This window comes from Xanthomonas fragariae, assembly GCF_900183975.1.
Taxonomy (GTDB): Bacteria; Pseudomonadota; Gammaproteobacteria; order Xanthomonadales; family Xanthomonadaceae; genus Xanthomonas; species Xanthomonas fragariae.
Map to the genome: position 1 here is coordinate 3,035,159 of NZ_LT853882.1, position 16,958 is coordinate 3,052,116.

Here is a 16,958-nt window from a genome sequence, read left to right on the forward strand (position 1 = left end):
AGGCGCTACGCGGCCAGAACATGATGACCGCCATGCCGAGCAGGCAACAGGCACCGCCCAACAGATCCCAACGCGTCGGCGTCACCCGCTCCACCCACCACAGCCACAGCAAGGCGCTGGCGATATAGGCGCCACCATAGGCGGCGTAGACGCGCCCATTAGGATTCGGATGCAGGCTCAACAGCCATACAGATGGCAAGGCTCTGCGCGGTCGGCAGACATGCTGCCACTTTTGCGCAGCCATAGAGAAGGAACGTAGCAGCGGACCAGTTCGGTAATCGCAGTGGCCGCGAACAGCAGCAGGGTAGTGGGCGCGGAGTTCATGCGTGGCGTGGCGTGTTGGAGCGTGGTTTGTCGAAGTCTGCCTGATGCACCTCCGGGTTGTCGGGAGCTTGCTCGCCCGCGGCAGGTTTGTCGGCACTAGGCGCGTGGCGGGCTGGCTTGTCGAGAGCCGATGCGTCGCCACCTCGCTCGCCACGCTTGACGTGTTGCCATAGCGCTTCCTGCTCACTCAACGACAACGCTGCCAACGTGGTGCCCGCAGCGTGCGCCTGCACTTCCATCGCACGGAAGCGCCGTTCGAATTTCAGGTTGGCGTGTCGAAGCGCGGCGCCGACATCGACCTTGGCGTGCCGCGCCAGGTTGGCGCAGACGAACAACACATCGCCGAGCTCGTCCTCCAGCCGGGCCTGATTGTCGGCCACCGGGCCGCGTGCGAATTCCACCCGCAGCTCTTCGACTTCTTCCTGCAGTTTTTCCAGCACCGGCACAGGGCCTGGCCAGTCGAAGCCAACCCGCGCCGCGCGCGATTGCAGCTTGGTGGAGCGCTGCCATTCCGGCAGACCGCGCGCGATGCCGGCGAGTGCGGAGTCGTCCTGGTTGCCGGCGGCGCGGCGTTCGTCACGCTTGATCTGCTCCCAGTTGGCGCGCACGGCCTGTGCGTCGTCGGCCTGTCGTTCGGCGAATATGTGCGGGTGGCGCCGCACCAGCTTGTCGCTGAGTGTGGCGACCACCTCGGCAAACCCGAAGGCGCCTTGCTCGGCTGCCATCTGTGCATGGAAGACCACTTGCAGCAGCAGGTCGCCCAATTCGTCGCGCAAACCAGGCAGGTCGTTGCGGTCGATCGCGTCGGCAACTTCGTAGGCTTCTTCGATCGTGTACGGCGCGATGCTGGCGAAGGTCTGCTCCACATTCCAAGGACAGCCGTGCTCACGATCGCGCAGGCGCGCCATCAGCTGCAGCAGGTGCTGGATGTCACCGGTCGGCGGGGTCTGAGGCATCGTGTGTTCCTGGGGCGTTATGCAGTTGAGGGGCGCTGCCTACGCGATAGCGCGGCAGCGACTCAGAACCATCGCAGCGGCATCATGCAGCGGAGGCGAGCGGTAGCAGCAGTCTACAATTTCACTTCATGAGGACTTTGCGCACTCACTGCTGCGCCGCACGCACAGTCATCTAGTAGCGGCGCTCACGCAAGCCAATCGCGCCACGGCAGATTGGGATCGCCCAGCGCAACGAACTCGCCATTGAGCAAGCTGTCGCGGCGGTTGTAGCGAAACGGCTTGCCGGTACCGCTGGCCAACAACACGCCACCGGCAGCATGCAACACGCATTGGCCGGCAGCGGTGTCCCACTCGGAGGTGGGACCGAAGCGCGGGTAAACATCTAGGTCGCCTTCGGCGATGCGGCAGAACTTCAACGACGACCCTTGCGCGACCACATCGATCTCGCCCATACGCGCGAGCGCGGCGGCGGTGCGCGCATCGCGGTGCGAACGGGTCGCCGCAACCCGCAACGGTGTAGCCGCAGGAATGCACGTGTGCAACATCTGGTCGCGGTCGCCATCGCGACGGAAGGCGTTCTCGCCACGTGCGGCATACCAGACACGCCCATCGACCGGCGCCTGCACCACACCTAGCACCGGCGCGCCCATATGGATGAGTGCGATGTTGACGCTGAACTCGCCGTTGCGCTTGACGAATTCGCGCGTGCCGTCGAGCGGATCGACCAACCAATAAGTGGTCCAGTACTGTCGCTTTTCCCAGGCCAGGTGTGTGGATTCTTCCGACAACACCGGCACGTCCGGGGTGACCCGGCGCAGCCCGTCGACGATGACGCGATTGGCGGCCAGGTCGGCCTGGGTCAGCGGGCTGGTGTCGGCCTTGATCTCTACTGCGAAGTCCTGCGCGTACACCTCCATGATCGCCGCCCCCGCATCGCGCGCGATGGCGATCACGGCTTCGCGCAATTCCATCGGGATGCGGATCATGGGTTGCGCTCCAGCCACTCGCGTGCAATGAACAAGGCGGCCAGCGAGCGGCCTTCGGAAAAATCTTCGCGTAGCATCAATTCGTCCAGACGTGCGATCGGCCAGGGCACCACTTCCATCTCTTCCGGCTCATCGCCCACCAGGCGCTCGGGATAGAGATCGCGTGCCAGTACCAACCAGGATTGGTGACTCATGTATGTAGGAGCGAGCGTCATCGCGCGCAGTACCTGCACCTGACGTGCGCCGTAGCCGGCTTCTTCCTTGAGCTCGCGGTCGGCCGCCTGCTCCGGCGTCTCGCCGGCATCGATGCGGCCTTTGACCAGACCCAGCTCGTAGCGATGCACGCCGGCAGCGTACTCGCGCACCAGCAGCACCGTCTGCGCGTCGAGCATTGGCGCCACCACCACGGCGCCGTGGCCCTGGCTGAGTTGGCGTTCGTACAGACGGCGCTGCCCGTTGGAAAATTCCAGATCCAGTTGCTGTCGACGGAACGGGCCGTCACCCAGATCGGTGATCTTATGGATGGTCGGCAGGCGCGGACTCATGCGTAGCACGCAGCGGCGGAGCCGGCCGATAGAATAGGCGTATGCATCGACATGTTCATGAACCCGAAATCCTAGCAGACCACGCAGCCTCTCAAGCTGCCGAACATTGGCGGCAACGCGATCTTGCGGTGCTCTGGCACCCCTGCACGCAGATGCGTGAGCACCCGCACACACTTCCACTGGTGCCGATCGCACGTGGCGACGGTGCGTGGCTGGTCGGTCACGATGGCCGCCGCTATTTAGATGCGGTCGGCAGTTGGTGGACCAACCTGTTTGGCCATACCGAACCGCGCATCGGTGCGGCTATCGCGCGGCAGGCCGGCGAACTGGAGCAGGTGATGCTGGCCGGCTTCACGCACGCGCCGGCAGTGCAGCTGGCCGAGCGGCTGTTGGCGATCGCGCCGCGCCAGGCCGGCCGCGCGCCGTTGTCCAAAGTGTTCTATGCCGACAACGGTTCGGCCGGCGTGGAAGTGGCATTGAAGATGGCCTTCCATTACTTTCACAATCGCGGCGAGCACCGCCGCACGCGCTTCGTCGCGCTGGAAAACGGCTACCACGGCGAGACCATCGGTGCGCTGTCGGTCGGCGACATTCCGTTGTACCGGCGCGTGTATGCGCCGCTGTTGCTGGAATCGATGTTCGCGCCCTCGCCCGACGCCTATCTGGCCGAACCCGGACAGACCGCGGAAGACTACGCGCTGCAAGCGGCCGACGCGCTGCAGGCAATGTTCGAACAATCGCCCGGCGAAATCTGCGCGCTGATTCTGGAGCCGCGCGTGCAATGTGCGGGCGGCATGCGCATGTACCACCCGGCCTATTTGCGCCGCGCGCGCGAATTATGCGATGCGCATGGCGCGTTTTTGATCGCCGACGAGATTGCGACCGGCTTCGGTCGTACCGGCACGTTGTTCGCCTGCGAACAGGCCGGCATCATGCCCGACCTGTTGTGCTTGTCCAAAGGACTCACCGGCGGCTTCCTGCCGTTGTCGGCGGTACTGGCAACGCAGCAGGTGTACGAGGCTTTCCTCGACGATTCGCGCGAGCGCGCGTTTCTGCATTCGCATAGCTACACCGGAAATCCGCTGGCGTGTGCGGCCGCATTGGCGACCTTGCAAATCTTCGCAGACGACGACGTGGTTGCGCGCAACCAGCACACCGCAGCGCACATGGCCACGCTCGCTGAGCAGATAGGCGAACACAGCGCGGTGGCGGACATGCGCCAGGCCGGCATGATCGTTGCGTTCGAACTCACCCAAGGTGGCGACAAACTCACGCCGTTTCCAGCGGTGGCACGGGTTGGCCTGAAGGCGTATCGCGCTGCGTTGGAACGCGGCGTGGTGCTGCGCCCGCTCGGCGACGTGTTGTATTGGATGCCGCCGTACTGCGTGGACCAGACGCAACTTGCGCTGCTGGCCGCGACCACCCGCCATGCCATCGAGCAGGCCGTTGCATGCGCCTGACCCGCTCCCATGTTGCGCTGCCGCTGCACTGCGATCAGGAAGTCACGCTGCCCGAGGAATCAGCCAATCATCTGTTGCGCGTGTTGCGACTGCGCCAGGGCGATGCGTGCATCCTGTTCAACGGCGATGGCAGCGATTACCACGCACGCATCACCGTGGCAGGCAAGCGTGCGGCACGCGCGATGGTGGAGCGCGCCGAGCCGCTGGCGAACGAATCGCCACTGCGGATCACCTTGCTCCAGGGCATCGCACGCGGCGAGAAGATGGATCTGATTTTGCAAAAGGCCACCGAGTTGGGCGTTGCGGTGATCGTGCCGGTCAACGCCGAGCGCACCGAGGTCAAGCTCGATCCGGCCCGCATGGAAAAACGCGTTGCGCATTGGCGCAGCGTGGTGGTGTCGGCGTGCGAACAATCCGGGCGCGCACGCGTTCCGCATCTGGCTGCGCCACTCGGCCTGCTGGAAGCCGCGCAGGCAAGCGATCCGCGCGAACTAAGGTTGACGTTGGACCCGCAGGGCGAGCATCGCCTGAGCACGCTGCCGGCAGGCATCCAACGGAGTGTGATCGTGGCGATCGGGCCGGAAGGCGGCTGGTCGCCACGCGATCGCATGATTCTCGGCGAGGCTGGTTTCAGCGGTTTGCGATTGGGCCCACGCATTTTGCGCACAGAAACCGCAGGGCTGGCAGCGGTTGCAGCGCTGCAGTCGCGGTTTGGGGATCTTTAAGGCAACGCTGAAATAACTCCCCCAGACTGCGAAACGTGCCATCTGGCAGCGTGCTTTCGAACAGCGCAATGAAGCAGCAGACATCGGTCAGACGCAGCGCAGACGGAAGAATGCGCGTCGCTGCATTCAATCAGGGCCATTGCGAAGTGAATCGCCCCGGCTTCTGTAGACACCCCGAAACCTCATTTTGATTACTGCTTTTCGAACTCGACCGGAGACAGCCCCCTATTGTGTCCGTGCTGCCGTCTGGTGTTGTAGAACATCTCGATGTAGTTGAAGACGTCGGACTTGGCTTCATCGCCAGTCACGTAAATCCTGTGTTTGATGCGCTCGCGTTTGAGGAATTGGAACACGCTCTCGGCGACTGCGTTTCACCCAAGTTACGCAGATCACGGGTGATCTTCCGGCAACCATACACCCCGCCGCTTTCCAGCCAGAACTGCTTGATCAGGCCCAGGACACGCGCGTCATAGTTGGCCCGTGTCGACACCCACGCGCTCCGCCAGGCGGAGTACCCGCTGGGATGCAGGCCAAACACCTTACACATGCTTCGAAGGCGAAATTCCTGTCATGGTCGAGCATAAACGCGTACTTCACCCGGACAGCTTGGCAAAGTACGCTGCGGCCTTTTTCAGGATGTCTCGCTCTTCGGTGACCCGCCGCAACTCCGACTTGACCCGTCGCAGTTCGGACGCCTGATCGATTGCCGCCAGATGCGTGGGTGATGGAGTCGTTGTGAATTATGGCCGCAAGGTGTCTAGGAAAGCCGGGGCGATTCAGCAAATCCGATCCATCTAATGCCGGGACTGAATATCTAGCAAACCGGCATTCGACAATGCACTCGCTTAGCGCGCGGCATGCAGCCGATATCAGCGTTTGCGGCCGATCAGCGGCGACGTCCAACTTGCCACATCTTGCAAACGCATTATCCCAGCGCGTGCGCTGGCACCGGCTGCTCGCCGGTGTGCGCCAACGCCTGCATATGGGTCACCACGCCACTGAACAACCGTGCGGTGGCGGCACTGCGGGTGCGGAAAATCTCTTCCAGCGCGCCGTAGTACCACAGCGTGCCCTCACGCCCGGCGGTGAACACGTTGAAGATGTCCTGGCCCACGGCAGGGTTTTCCAGGTCCTGCACGATGGTCCGCGCGTTGTAAAGCTTGTCGCAGCCCGACACCAGCAGCGCACGCTCCGGCGTCTTGCGCAGATGGTCCAAGTAGGCGAGCTTGCGCTCGCGCCAATCGCGTTTGCGCGCACTCCGGGTATTGTCCACCTCGGCCTTGTCTTCGGCAGTGGCGTCGGTACATGCCATCACGATGTCGGCCACCGCATTGCCGAACTGCGCGCGGATCGATGCTTCGTGGCCGCCACCACAGTCTTCCACTACATCGTGCAACAAGCCGGCAATGGCCTGTTCTTCGTCGCCGCCGCATTCCAGCACTAGCGTCGATACGCCCAATAAATGGCTCAGATACGGGATCTGCGTGCCCTTGCGCACCTGCCCGGCATGGGCGATGCGCGCGTAGTCCACGGCCAAGGCGTAGCGTTCGGTGAGAGCGGTCATGGGGCGTCCGATGCGAGCGATGGACACATTATCGCCGAGCCCGACCACGCGCGGAGTGAGGATGCCGCGACGATACGTGTGCAGACGCGATAACGCGCTGTTGCCTCCGATAGGACTAGGGTAGCCCCACGCCGCACGATTGCTCAGCCATGCCTATGCTTTCCGTTTGCAACGCCTGCCGCGATGGACAGGACTTTCCCACCGCGATCACGATGGCCTTCCAGCCGATCGTCGATGTGTCCACCCGTAGCATCTATGCCAGCGAAGCACTGGTGCGCGGGGTCAATGGCGAATCGGCCGGCAGCATTCTGGCCGCCGTCGATGAGCGCAACCGCTACGCCTTCGACCAGGTCTGCCGCGTCAAGGCGATCGAATGCGCAGCGCAGATCGCGCTTCCGACATTGCTGTCGATCAACTTCATGCCCAACGCGGTCTACAACCCCGAGCACTGCCTGCGCGCCACGCTCTCGGCCACCGAACAATACGGCTGGCCGCTGGACGCCATCATCTTTGAGGTCAGCGAGCAGGAACGCCTGGCCGACCCGGCACATCTGCTCTCGATCCTGCGCACCTATCGGGCGCGCGGCATGAAAACCGCCATCGACGATTTCGGCGCCGGCTACTCGGGGCTCGGCCTGCTGGCCGATTTCCAACCGGACCTGCTCAAACTGGACATGGCCCTGATCCGCGGCATCAACACCGACCTCAGCCGCCAAGCCATCGTCTGCCACGTCACCCGCATGTGCGAAGAACTCGGCATCGCGGTGATCGCCGAAGGCATCGAACACCCCGACGAATGCCGCACCCTGCGCGACATGGGCATCCGCCTGCAACAAGGCTACCTGTTCGCCCACCCGCAAATCGGCGCGCTGCCGCAGGTCCATTGGCCAGAGTGAATGCATCGACTTCCCAATCCCGATTCCCAGCGGCGCTACCGTGCCGTCACACACGGACCGCGGAATTGGCCCGAGTTGCGATGTCTTACCCGGCAGCTCCACTTCCACCTCGTCTACATAGCACCAGCCCCAACCTTCGGGTCGGTCGTAGACTTCGATAATTGGGTGGCCGGTGGCATGGCAATGCGCGGTGGCCACACCTGCGGCATAGGCGTACATGCACCCATGGGCTATCGATGGCCAGGCATTGTTCGCAGCCACGCGCGCTCGACACGACCTCGGCAATCTGCGCGGTGTGGCGCAGTGGTCGCTCATGAGGTGGTGGACTCCTGGTTGGCGCTGGCAAGTTCGGACATGGGCACCGGGTCGGCCTGGCGCGCCAGATACTGGTGAATCTGCGCGACCACTGCGGCGCCCTCGCCCACTGCGGCGGCCACGCGCTTGACCGAGCTGGCGCGCACATCGCCGATGGCAAACACACCGGGGCGATTGGTTTCCAGCGGCCAACACGCCGGCATGCCATCGCCACGCGCGGTGCCGGTAATGACAAAGCCGCGCTTGTCGGTTTCTACGCAGTTCTGCAGCCAATCGGTGTTGGGGTCTGCGCCGACAAACAGAAACAGATGCCGCAATTCCAAGCGCATGGTCTGCCCGTCGGCACGGGTGCGTAGCACCGCCGCGTGTAGGCCGCGCTCCGGGTCGCCTTCGAGCGCGGAGACTTCGGTGCCGGTATGCAGTTGCACATTCGGCAGTGCGGCAATGCGTTCGATGAGATAATGCGACATCGACGCTTCCAGCCCATCGCCCCGAATGATCAGGTGCAGTTGCTTGACCCGCGGCGCCAGAAACGCCACCGCCTGGCCTGCAGAATTACCGCCACCGACCAACACCACCACACCACCCTCGCACAGGCGCGCTTCCACCGGCGATGCCCAGTACGACACGCCATGGCCTTCGAAGCGATCCAGCCCTTCGATGTCCGGGCGCCGGTAGCGCACACCCGAGGCGATGACCACGGTGCTAGCCAGCAATTGTTTGCCGTCGGCAAGATCCAGCGTCAACGCGCCATCGTCGCGCCCGCATTCCAGCGTGGCCGCTTCAATCGGGATGGCCAGTTCGGCGCCGAATTTCAGCGCCTGGTTGTACGCACGCCCGGCCAGCGCCTGGCCCGAAATTCCGGTCGGAAAGCCTAGATAATTTTCGATACGGGCCGAGGCGCCGGCCTGCCCGCCGATGGCGCGCTGATCCAGCACCAGCACCGATAAACCTTCGGACGCGGCATACACCGCCGTCGCCAGACCGGCCGGGCCGGCACCCACAATCGCTACGTCGTAGCGCTTGTTGGGGTCGATGTCCGGCGTCATGCCCAGGCAATGCGCCGCTTCGACATCGCTGGGCTGGCGCAGCACACGGCCGCTGGGGCAGGCCATCACCGGCAAGTCGTGCTCCTGGATGCCCAGCCGATCGACCAGCGCGCGGCCTTCTTCATCGGAAACATCGATCACCGTGTTAGGGTAGCCATTGCGAGTCAAGAACCCCTGCAAACGGGTCAGATGCGCATCGTCCGGCTCGCCGATCAACATCGAGCCGGAGGCATCGCCTTCGATCAATCCAACGCGGCGCAGGATCAGCGCACGCATCACCACCTCGCCTACGTCGGCCGAGCTGATCATCAGCGCGCGTAGATGCGCGGTGTCGAACGGCAACGCCAGACAGCCATCCGGCCCGGCCCGGCCGGCAGCGAGCGACGCGCGCCCTGCCAACTGGCTGATCTCGCCGGTGAACTGACCAGGCGTGTGGAGCATGATCGGCTTTTCATTGCCCAGCCCGTCGCGATGCACCACTTCGATGGCGCCGTCCAGCACCACCCACACAGGCGCGTGCGCATCACCCACGTCGAACACAGTTTCGCCGGCACTGAAGCGCTTTGCCGACCCGCTGGCGAAGCGCCGCGTAATCGCCAATTGGGCCAAGTCCAGCTCGGGAAACATCTGATGGTGGCGGGTATCGTCCAAAGGCATGGATCGGCGACACTGACGGGACAACATGCAAGCATGGCCAGCGGTGATGACGATGGCAAACAACTAATCGCGCAATGCCGGCTACGACATGCATCGCACGTGCAGCAAGCGCACGCGAGCAGATGCGGCGCAGGTTTGACGGCTCGCAATGCGTTTGGCGAAACCGTCGGCGAAACCGTCGAATGCGTGGTCGGCTTACCGAGCGCAACCCAGGCAATCAACCACAACCGTGCGCATTTAGTAGTGGCCAACAAAACGACTGCGTTCACCTCAAAGTGCATAACACGCGCTAATGCTGCGGCGGCTCCCAATGCCGGCCGTGCTGCCCGGCAGCCATGCGTTCGGCCGGGCGCACGCAACTCACCACGCTGATGCGCCACCCAGCACTGGGAGCGCCGCTGTGGGAACGTCGAATTCATCCATCTGCGTGATATGCGGGCAATGCGCTGGATTTCAGCGCAACAGTCTCGTCACGCACAGCGCCACTGCGACCAGTTCAGCTTCACGCTGCGGTACGCAAAACGCCGCGCCTTGTTCACCCATCATGATTAAGCATGCCTGTCTGATTTCGATGGAGTCATCAGTATGCATCGCACCCCTGCTGCCCACGTGGTGATTTCGGGCGCTTCCAGCGGCATTGGTCAGGCCACCGCTGAAGCGTTCGCCGAACAAGGCGCACGCCTGCTGCTGGCCGCTCGCAACGAAGACGCGTTGAATGCCATCGCCAAACGCTGCCGTGCGCATGGCGCCGAAGTATTGGTTGTGCGCACCGACGTCAAGCATGTCGAACAGGTGCAAGCGCTGGCCGCCAGCGCGCGGAGTTTCCTGGGCCGCGTCGATCTGTGGTTCGGCAATGTCGGCGTCGGCGCGGTGGGTAAATTTCATGAGGTGCCGATCGAAGCCAGCGCGGCGGTGATCCACGCCAATCTGCTGGGCCGCATGCACGACGCACACGCGGCCATCCCGATGTTCATCGAGCAAGGCCACGGGGTCTTCGTCAACATGATCTCTTCCGGCGGCTTTGCGTCCACACCATTCGCTGCCGCCTACAGCGCCAGCAAGTTCGGCCAGCGCGGCTTCTACGAAGCACTGCGTGCAGAACTGAGCGAATACCCCCAGCATCCATGTCTGCGATGTGTACCCGTACTTCGTCGACACACCGGGTTTGACACACGGCGCCAACTACGTGGGGCGGCGCGTCACCGGGCCGCCGCTCATACTAGACCTGCGCACCGTGGCCGCTGCGGTCGTGCGCCTGCTGGATCGTCCACGCAACACCGTGGTGCTGGGCGCGGCGACCTATGCAATGCGCGTAGGCCATGCGCTGGCGCCGCATGCGTTGGCGCGCGCCATGAATCGGTTATTCCAGCGCTACTTTGCACAGTCTCCACGCGTGGCGCGCTCCAGCGGCAATGTGTTCGGGCCGCCCATCATTGCCGGCGGCATCGATGGTGGCTACCGCAGGCGTGCTGCGGCGCGGCCGCGCTCGACAAGTAACAAGGTGATGATCGGTGCGGCAGCCTCCACGGCCGCGACCTTGGCGGCGTTGGCGTTGCGGCGTCGTTAGCGGCTGACGTTCGCACTCAGCTCGGCCCATGCCGGGAGCGCGTGGTGCGTGCTTTGCTCAAACCAGGCCGGATATCCACGCCAAGCGCATCAATCGCGCGTAATGCGGATAGCCAGCTCGGCCACGGTTGCGTAATACGCAAACGCCAACGCCAACGCATTGCTCGACTTTCCCGCTGCCAGCCAGCCGCTACCGCGCCATCGATTCCTGCACACTGTATTTTTCGCATGCCTGCCGGTTGGCTGATGCCTGGTGAAGCGACGCGTTCATCACGCGACACACGCCTGCTGCATGCGCCCCACGCGTTCACATGATGCACAACATTCGTTCACCCGTGCGCATCGTAATGGTTCCCACACTGGTGTCGATCGATACGCAGCCTGGTTGCGTATCTTGCTATCGCCCAATGCAGGAGACCGTGCATGTCCAGCGCCAAGAATCAGTACCAAATGCAGAACCCGTTGACCCAGTTTCCGCAGCCGCAATTCCCGGAACAGACCCAGCACGCGCCCGGATCCATCCACGCGTTGCAGCCGCAAGCCGACCATGGCGAGCAGAGCTATGAGGGCTTTGGCCGGCTCAAGGGCCGCAAGGCGCTGATCACCGGCGCAGATTCCGGTATCGGCCGCGCCACTGCAATCGCGTTTGCGCGCGAAGGTGCCGACGTCGTGCTCAACTATTTGCCGGAAGAAGAGTCCGATGCTGCCGAAGTCGTGCAGCTGATCCAGGCTGAAGGCCGCAAAGCCATCCCTATGCCGGGCGATCTGAACAACGAAGCGTTCTGCACCGAACTGGTCGAACGTGCCGTGCAGGAGCTCGATGGCCTGGATGTGCTGGTCAACATCGCCGGCAAGCAGACCGCAGTGAAAGACATTGCCGACATCACCACCGAGCAGTTCGACGCCACTTACAAGACCAACGTCTATGCGATGTTCTGGCTGTGCAAGGCAGCCATCCCGCACTTGCCGTCGGGCGCATCGATCATCAATACCGGCTCGATCCAGTCGTATCAGCCCTCGGCCACTCTGCTCGACTACGCCTCCACCAAGGCAGCCATCGTCAACTTCACCAAAGGGCTGGCGCAGCAGATTGCCGAGAAGGGCATCCGTGTCAACGCGGTTGCGCCCGGCCCGGTGTGGACGCCGCTGCAGCCCAGCGGTGGTCAGCCACCGGAAAAGATTCCCGATTTCGGTTCGGAAACGCCGCTCAAGCGTGCCGGCCAGCCGGTGGAAATGGCGCCGCTGTACGTCATCCTGGCGTCGCAGGAATCCAGCTATGTCACTGGCGAAGTCTTCGGTGCCACCGGCGGCCTGTTGCTGTCTTGAGCCACCGCGACGCACAGTTTCAACGTGATGCCACAGGCACCTTGCCGATCGCTGCGTATGCGGCGATCGGCGATGGCCGTTCGGTCGCCTGTGCGGTGCAGACGGCAGCATCGACTGGTGGCGCGTGCCACAGATGGATTCGCCACCGTTGTTCGATCGCCTGCTCGATGCTCGCGAAGGCGGCTATTTCGCACTCACACCGCAACGCCTGCAGCACGCACAACGCCGATATCGCGACGGCAGCAACATCCTCGAAACCACCTTTACGACCGAACACGGCATTGCACGCCTGACCGAATCGCTCAACAGCGGCGAAGCCGGCCGCTTACCGTGGTCGGAACTAGAGCGTGTTATGAACTTTGCCCTTGTCACGCTAACGTATACGGATGAAGCCTCGTAAGCCTTATTCCACCGATATTTCCGACGAAGAATGGGCCTTTGCGGCTCCCTATTTGACGCTGATGGACGTGCAGGCACCGCAGCGCAAGTATGAGCTACGCGCGATGTTCAACGCACTGCGGTGGATCGCGCGCGCCGGCGCACCATGGCGATTGCTTCCCAACGATTTTCCGCCCTGGGAAGCGGTGTATCAGCAAACACAGCGCTGGCTGCAAGCGGGCTGCTTTGAGGCCATGGTCAGTGATCTGCGCTCACTCTTGCGTGTGGCGCAAGGGAAAAAAGGCCAGCCGAGCGCGGTCATTTTCGATGCTCGCACGCTGCAGTCCACCTGCGAAAGCGGGCCGCGTGCTGGATACGATGGCTATAAACGCAAGAAAGGCAGCAAGGTACACATGGCCGTCGATACGCTTGGACATCTGCTCGCTGTCCAGGTGACGCCGGCTAATGAGCAGGAGCGCGCGCAAGTCCGATCGTTGGCACAAGAGGTACAACACGTGACCGGTGAAACGGTCAAGATCGCCTTTGTTGATCAGGGCTACACCGGTCAAGAACCGGCGCAGGCGGCCACGGAAGAAGGCATTGAGTTGCAAGTGATCAAGCTGCAAGAAGCGAAAAAAGGCTTTGTCTTGCTGCCGCGCCGTTGGGTTGTCGAGCGCAGCTTCGGATGGGCCAATCGTTTCAGACGGCTGGCACGCGACTACGAGCGATTGCCGGAAACCTTGGCCGGTTTGCACTTCGTCGTCTTCACGATCCTGATGCTTGGAAATGCAGCCACCCTCTTTCAAATTTCATAACACGCTCTAGCACGACGCATCGAAGGCGTCGAAGGCGAGGTCGTTTTCGATCTGATCTACCACCCCGGCACGCGTGCCGGCCAGGCCACGCCCTGGCAAAGCGAAACACCTAATGGCCGCGTGCATCACGTCGGCCCTGTGATGACGATGCTGCGCTTTGATGAAGCCGCAGCGACCATCTCGCTTTGCGACGACCGCGGCGTGCACGCCACGTTTGCCATCCGCGCAGGCGATACGCAAGTGGTCGCATTGCTGGCCGCTGATGCCGGTTCCTGCGCTGGAAGACATCGACGGACGCATCGAGCGCAGCGATGCGGAGTGGCGCCAGTGGAGCGGCAACCTGCGCTACGACAGCGGGTATCGCGAAGAGGTCGTGCGCTCGGCATTGGCGCTGAAGTTCCTGTGGTTTTCTCCTACTGGCGCCATCGCTGCAGCGGTCACTGTTGCATTACCCGAGCAGATCGACGAAAACGGCAATTGGGACTATCGCTACGCCTGGGTGCGCGATACGGCGTACACCACCAAGGCGTTTTTGCGCGTGGGCGCATTGGCTGATGCCAAGGCCGCATTTAGCTGGTTGATGCGCACCATCCGCCGCCATCGCCCCGGCGAGCGCCCCTGCAATACCCTCGATGGCGAGCTGGTGCCGGACGAACGCGAGATCGATATTCCCGGCTATCGCGGCACACGCCCGGTGCGCGTGGGCAATACTGCCAACACCCAGTTGCAGTTGTGCTTGTACGGCGATATTTTCGAAATGGCATCGCGCTTTCTCGACGCCGGCCACATCCTGGATCAAGCAACCGCCCGCCAGTTATTCGAGCTCGGTAACGAATGTGCGGACACCTGGATGCGCAAGGACTCCGGATTCTGGGAACTGGAAATCCACGAGCATTACACCATGTCCAAGGTGGAATGCTGGCTCGCGCTCCGCCGCGCCAGCGAGCTGGCCAAGGCCGGCCATCTCTCCACCGCCATGCTGCCACGCTGGGAGCGCGAGCAGGCACGCATCCTGGAATGGATCGACATGCAATGCTGGTCCGAGGCCAAACAGTCGTACACGTTCTACGCCGGCACCGAAGACCTGGACGCCGGCCTGATGCTGGCCTCGCGCTTCGGCCTGGGCGGCCCGCGCCGCGAACGCATGATCTCTACACGCGATGCCATCCGCACAGAACTGGGCAGCGACGAACTGGTGCATCGCTACAGCGGCATGCAAGAACGCGAAGGCGCTTTTATCGCATGCTCTTTCTGGATGGTTGAAGCCTACGGCCTGTTCGGCGACCGCACCGAGGCCAAACGTCTGTTCGAACGCCTGCTGGATCGCCTGGGCAACGACGTCGACCTGATGCCGGAGATGATGGATGCCAGCACCGGTGAAGCGCTGGGAAATTTACCGCAAGGCTTGAGCCACTTGGCGTTGATTCATGCAGCGCTTGCGGTAGATGGCGAGTAGCTGCCAAGCGCCGTAACACAGCTGCACGCACAAGCGCATGCCAGCCTGCGCCAACGGCACAAGATCTGGCTGACCTGGACACACGCATCGCCCAAGAAGAGGGGGCTTTGATCACCCGCGCGACAATCGATCAAGAATCCCAGGCACTTCCACCGGAATCTCACGCGCCAAAAACCCCACCGTGCCAATGCGCTTGGACAACTGCCTACCGGCCGTTGCATGCACGAGCACGCCCCACAACGCAGCGGTCAACGCATCGCTCCCACGTGCAGCAAAGCCCGCAATCAAGCCGGCCAACGTATCGCCCGAGCCGGAAGTGCCCAATCCGGACACGCCACCACGATGCACCCACAACGCACCATCCGGCCCAGCGATAAAACTGTCTGCACCTTTGACGATCACCACGCTGCGCATCTTCTTCGCAAAGGTCAGCGCGTACGCATCTGGCGCCGCTTCCACCGCCGCCTTGTCATCACCGGCCAACGTGGCCATTTCGCCTGCATGCGGCGTCAACACAAACGGCCGCCCAATCGGCGCACGCAAACCACGCGACAACGCCCCGGCATCCAGCACCAACGTGCACATCGCCTTCTCAGCTGCGCGCTTCACCAACGCAGCCGTGATCGATGACGGCGCCATGCCCGGCCCGATCACCGCCGCGTCGCATCCGGCCAAGGCCGCATCCAACGCACGATGCCCACGCGTAATCTCGCCCTGCCCGTTCTGCGCCAATCCCAACACCAGTGCTTCGGGCACCGCCAATGCCATGCCCGCTGCCAGGCTTGCCGCGGTGGCGATCTGCAACTTGCCCGCGCCCGCGCGCAATGCTGCTTCGCCGGCCAATAACACCGCGCCTGGCACGCGCATCGACCCACCCACAATCAACACGCGCCCGCGCTGCTCCTTGTCGCCGCCGGGCGATGGCAGCGGCATCGTGCGCAAAGCAGCAGCGGTGAGCGTGCGGATACGTGCGGCGGCCATCAGCGTGCTCCGGCCGGGCGATCGGATTCAGTGGTCACCGGCGCATCGGCCCGCTCGGGCGGCACGAACTTGGTACGCACCAGCTCCAGCGATTGCCCATCGGCAGCGGCCGCGTATTCGGTGACGCCGCAGTTCGGCACATCGCCTTCGCGGTCGATGCCCAGAATGGCGGCCTCGTCCATACGTTCGATCAGATAGCGCAAGCAATTGACGATCACCTGATGCCCCACGATCAACACGCGCGTGCCCACATGGTTGCGCTGCAGATCGCCCACGATGCCGCGCAGCCGAAAGATCACATCGCACCAACTCTCGCCACCGGGCGGGCGGAAATAAAACTTGCCCACCAACTTGCGCTGCTCGGCCAACTCCGGAAACGTCGCGATGATGCCGGCGGTGGTGTAACGGTCGAGCACGCCGAATTCCCTCTCGCGCAAGCGCTCATCCACACTCACCGACGCGACCGGCTGGCCCAGCGCACGCGCAACCGCGGCCGCGGTCTGGCGCGCGCGCACATAAGTGGAACTCAGGATCAAGGTCGGCCGCTCATGCTCGGGCAACTCGGCTACCCACGCACCCAGGGCTTCGGCCTGGCGCTCGCCCAACACCGACAACGGCACATCCGCATCGCGATGCTCCAGCGCGATTAGCGTCGCCCCGTTGGACTCGGCCGCATCGCGCGCCACATTTCCCGCGCTCTGCCCATGCCGCACCACCCACAACCGCGCCGGCCACTGCGCCGACACCCCGGCAACCGCACTGTTCTCACTCACATGCATCTCCTGCAATCCAGACCCACATGTCGCACAGCGGCCGTGAAAAAACGGTCGATCGCCGCATCGGCAACACGCATTTTCAAGCAACACGCGCAGCTACCCATGACCGATGGCATGGCAACAAGCCAACCCAACGGGTGAGTGACGCCCCGCCGGTATACTGCAGCCCCCACCGCCAACCTG

Annotated in this window: 13 protein-coding genes and 8 pseudogenes; 8 read left to right on the top strand and 13 right to left on the bottom strand. The window is 63.3% G+C overall.

Translation table 11 applies throughout. The features are described 5' to 3' along the window. Position 1: 1 nt before the first annotated feature. The 4 genes and pseudogenes from PD885_RS14050 to nudE all read right to left on the bottom strand — a co-directional run. Positions 2-324, bottom strand: a pseudogene (locus tag PD885_RS14050) (YnfA family protein); the annotation flags it as partial. Continuing rightward, the gene (gene mazG / locus PD885_RS14055) at positions 321-1,280 is read right to left on the bottom strand and encodes a nucleoside triphosphate pyrophosphohydrolase (protein WP_002811296.1); all 960 of its coding nucleotides are present in this window, start codon (positions 1,278-1,280) and stop codon (positions 321-323) included. The pseudogene PD885_RS14050 and the gene mazG, both read right to left, overlap by 4 nt. Before the next feature lie 185 nt (positions 1,281-1,465). Further along, positions 1,466-2,266 (bottom strand): 3'(2'),5'-bisphosphate nucleotidase CysQ, encoded by an 801-nt coding sequence (cysQ, locus tag PD885_RS14060; protein WP_002811298.1) that lies wholly within the window; start codon positions 2,264-2,266, stop codon positions 1,466-1,468. Next, complete coding sequence (nudE, locus tag PD885_RS14065; RefSeq protein ID WP_002811301.1) at positions 2,263-2,811, bottom strand: ADP compounds hydrolase NudE; 549 nt, start codon at positions 2,809-2,811, stop codon at positions 2,263-2,265. The genes cysQ and nudE overlap by 4 nt, the downstream gene beginning before the upstream one ends. A gap of 41 nt (positions 2,812-2,852) precedes the next feature. Between nudE and bioA the strand changes: the two genes are divergently transcribed. Continuing rightward, entirely contained in the window at positions 2,853-4,271 is a 1,419-nt protein-coding gene (bioA, locus tag PD885_RS14070; RefSeq protein ID WP_002811303.1) for an adenosylmethionine--8-amino-7-oxononanoate transaminase, read from the top strand. Then, positions 4,262-4,996, top strand: a complete 735-nt coding sequence (locus PD885_RS14075) for a 16S rRNA (uracil(1498)-N(3))-methyltransferase (RefSeq protein ID WP_002811308.1) — start codon at positions 4,262-4,264, stop codon at positions 4,994-4,996. The genes bioA and PD885_RS14075 overlap by 10 nt, the downstream gene beginning before the upstream one ends. A 191-nt stretch (positions 4,997-5,187) precedes the next feature. On the opposite strand, the pseudogene PD885_RS22790 reads toward PD885_RS14075, so the two are convergent. The 3 genes and pseudogenes from PD885_RS22790 to PD885_RS14085 form a co-directional block, all read right to left on the bottom strand. Next, positions 5,188-5,367: pseudogene (locus tag PD885_RS22790) on the bottom strand (IS3 family transposase); the annotation flags it as partial. Then, positions 5,364-5,697, bottom strand: a pseudogene (locus PD885_RS22115) (IS3 family transposase); the annotation flags it as partial. The pseudogenes PD885_RS22115 and PD885_RS22790, both read right to left, overlap by 4 nt. 224 nt (positions 5,698-5,921) lie before the next feature. After that, positions 5,922-6,560, bottom strand: a complete 639-nt coding sequence (locus tag PD885_RS14085) for an HD domain-containing protein (protein WP_002811317.1) — start codon at positions 6,558-6,560, stop codon at positions 5,922-5,924. Between the two features lie 149 nt (positions 6,561-6,709). On the opposite strand from PD885_RS14085, the gene PD885_RS14090 reads away from it, so the two are divergent. Beyond that, positions 6,710-7,456: an EAL domain-containing protein gene (locus tag PD885_RS14090; protein WP_040762866.1), complete on the top strand. Its 747-nt coding sequence runs from the start codon at positions 6,710-6,712 to the stop codon at positions 7,454-7,456. 51 nt (positions 7,457-7,507) lie between these two features. Here the strand turns inward: PD885_RS14090 and PD885_RS14095 are convergent. From PD885_RS14095 to PD885_RS21450, 4 genes and pseudogenes are all read right to left on the bottom strand, one after another. Beyond that, positions 7,508-7,771: pseudogene (locus PD885_RS14095) on the bottom strand (ubiquitin carboxyl-terminal hydrolase family protein); the annotation flags it as partial. After that, positions 7,768-9,477 carry an FAD-dependent oxidoreductase gene (locus PD885_RS14100; RefSeq protein WP_002811323.1) on the bottom strand — a complete coding sequence of 570 codons (1,710 nt, stop codon included), beginning with the start codon at positions 9,475-9,477 and terminating at the stop codon, positions 7,768-7,770. The gene PD885_RS14100 and the pseudogene PD885_RS14095, both read right to left, overlap by 4 nt. A 289-nt stretch (positions 9,478-9,766) precedes the next feature. Beyond that, positions 9,767-9,871: pseudogene (locus PD885_RS20870) on the bottom strand (alpha-ketoglutarate-dependent dioxygenase AlkB); the annotation flags it as partial. A gap of 59 nt (positions 9,872-9,930) precedes the next feature. Further along, entirely contained in the window at positions 9,931-10,068 is a 138-nt protein-coding gene (locus PD885_RS21450) for a hypothetical protein (RefSeq protein WP_156775348.1), read from the bottom strand. On the opposite strand from PD885_RS21450, the pseudogene PD885_RS14105 reads away from it, so the two are divergent. The 5 genes and pseudogenes from PD885_RS14105 to PD885_RS14125 all read left to right on the top strand — a co-directional run. Beyond that, positions 10,063-11,044 (top strand): annotated as a pseudogene (locus PD885_RS14105) (SDR family oxidoreductase). The gene PD885_RS21450 and the pseudogene PD885_RS14105 sit on opposite strands and share 6 nt — an antisense overlap. Positions 11,045-11,466: 422 nt before the next feature. Next, positions 11,467-12,369 carry an SDR family oxidoreductase gene (locus PD885_RS14110; protein ID WP_002811326.1) on the top strand — a complete coding sequence of 301 codons (903 nt, stop codon included), beginning with the start codon at positions 11,467-11,469 and terminating at the stop codon, positions 12,367-12,369. After that, positions 12,366-12,718, top strand: a pseudogene (locus tag PD885_RS20875) (trehalase-like domain-containing protein); the annotation flags it as partial. The gene PD885_RS14110 and the pseudogene PD885_RS20875, both read left to right, overlap by 4 nt. Before the next feature lie 37 nt (positions 12,719-12,755). After that, positions 12,756-13,562: an IS5 family transposase gene (locus tag PD885_RS14120; RefSeq protein WP_088056944.1), complete on the top strand. Its 807-nt coding sequence runs from the start codon at positions 12,756-12,758 to the stop codon at positions 13,560-13,562. 6 nt (positions 13,563-13,568) lie between these two features. Then, a pseudogene (locus PD885_RS14125) lies at positions 13,569-15,018 on the top strand (glycoside hydrolase family 15 protein); the annotation flags it as partial. Positions 15,019-15,129: 111 nt separating this feature from the next. Here PD885_RS14125 and PD885_RS14130 read toward each other — a convergent pair. Both PD885_RS14130 and PD885_RS14135 read right to left on the bottom strand, forming a co-directional pair. Beyond that, positions 15,130-15,999 carry an NAD(P)H-hydrate dehydratase gene (locus PD885_RS14130; protein WP_002811336.1) on the bottom strand — a complete coding sequence of 290 codons (870 nt, stop codon included), beginning with the start codon at positions 15,997-15,999 and terminating at the stop codon, positions 15,130-15,132. Then, positions 15,999-16,778 carry a histidine phosphatase family protein gene (locus PD885_RS14135; RefSeq protein ID WP_002811337.1) on the bottom strand — a complete coding sequence of 260 codons (780 nt, stop codon included), beginning with the start codon at positions 16,776-16,778 and terminating at the stop codon, positions 15,999-16,001. Before PD885_RS14135 ends, PD885_RS14130 begins: the two co-directional genes overlap by 1 nt. Positions 16,779-16,958 lie beyond the last annotated feature (180 nt).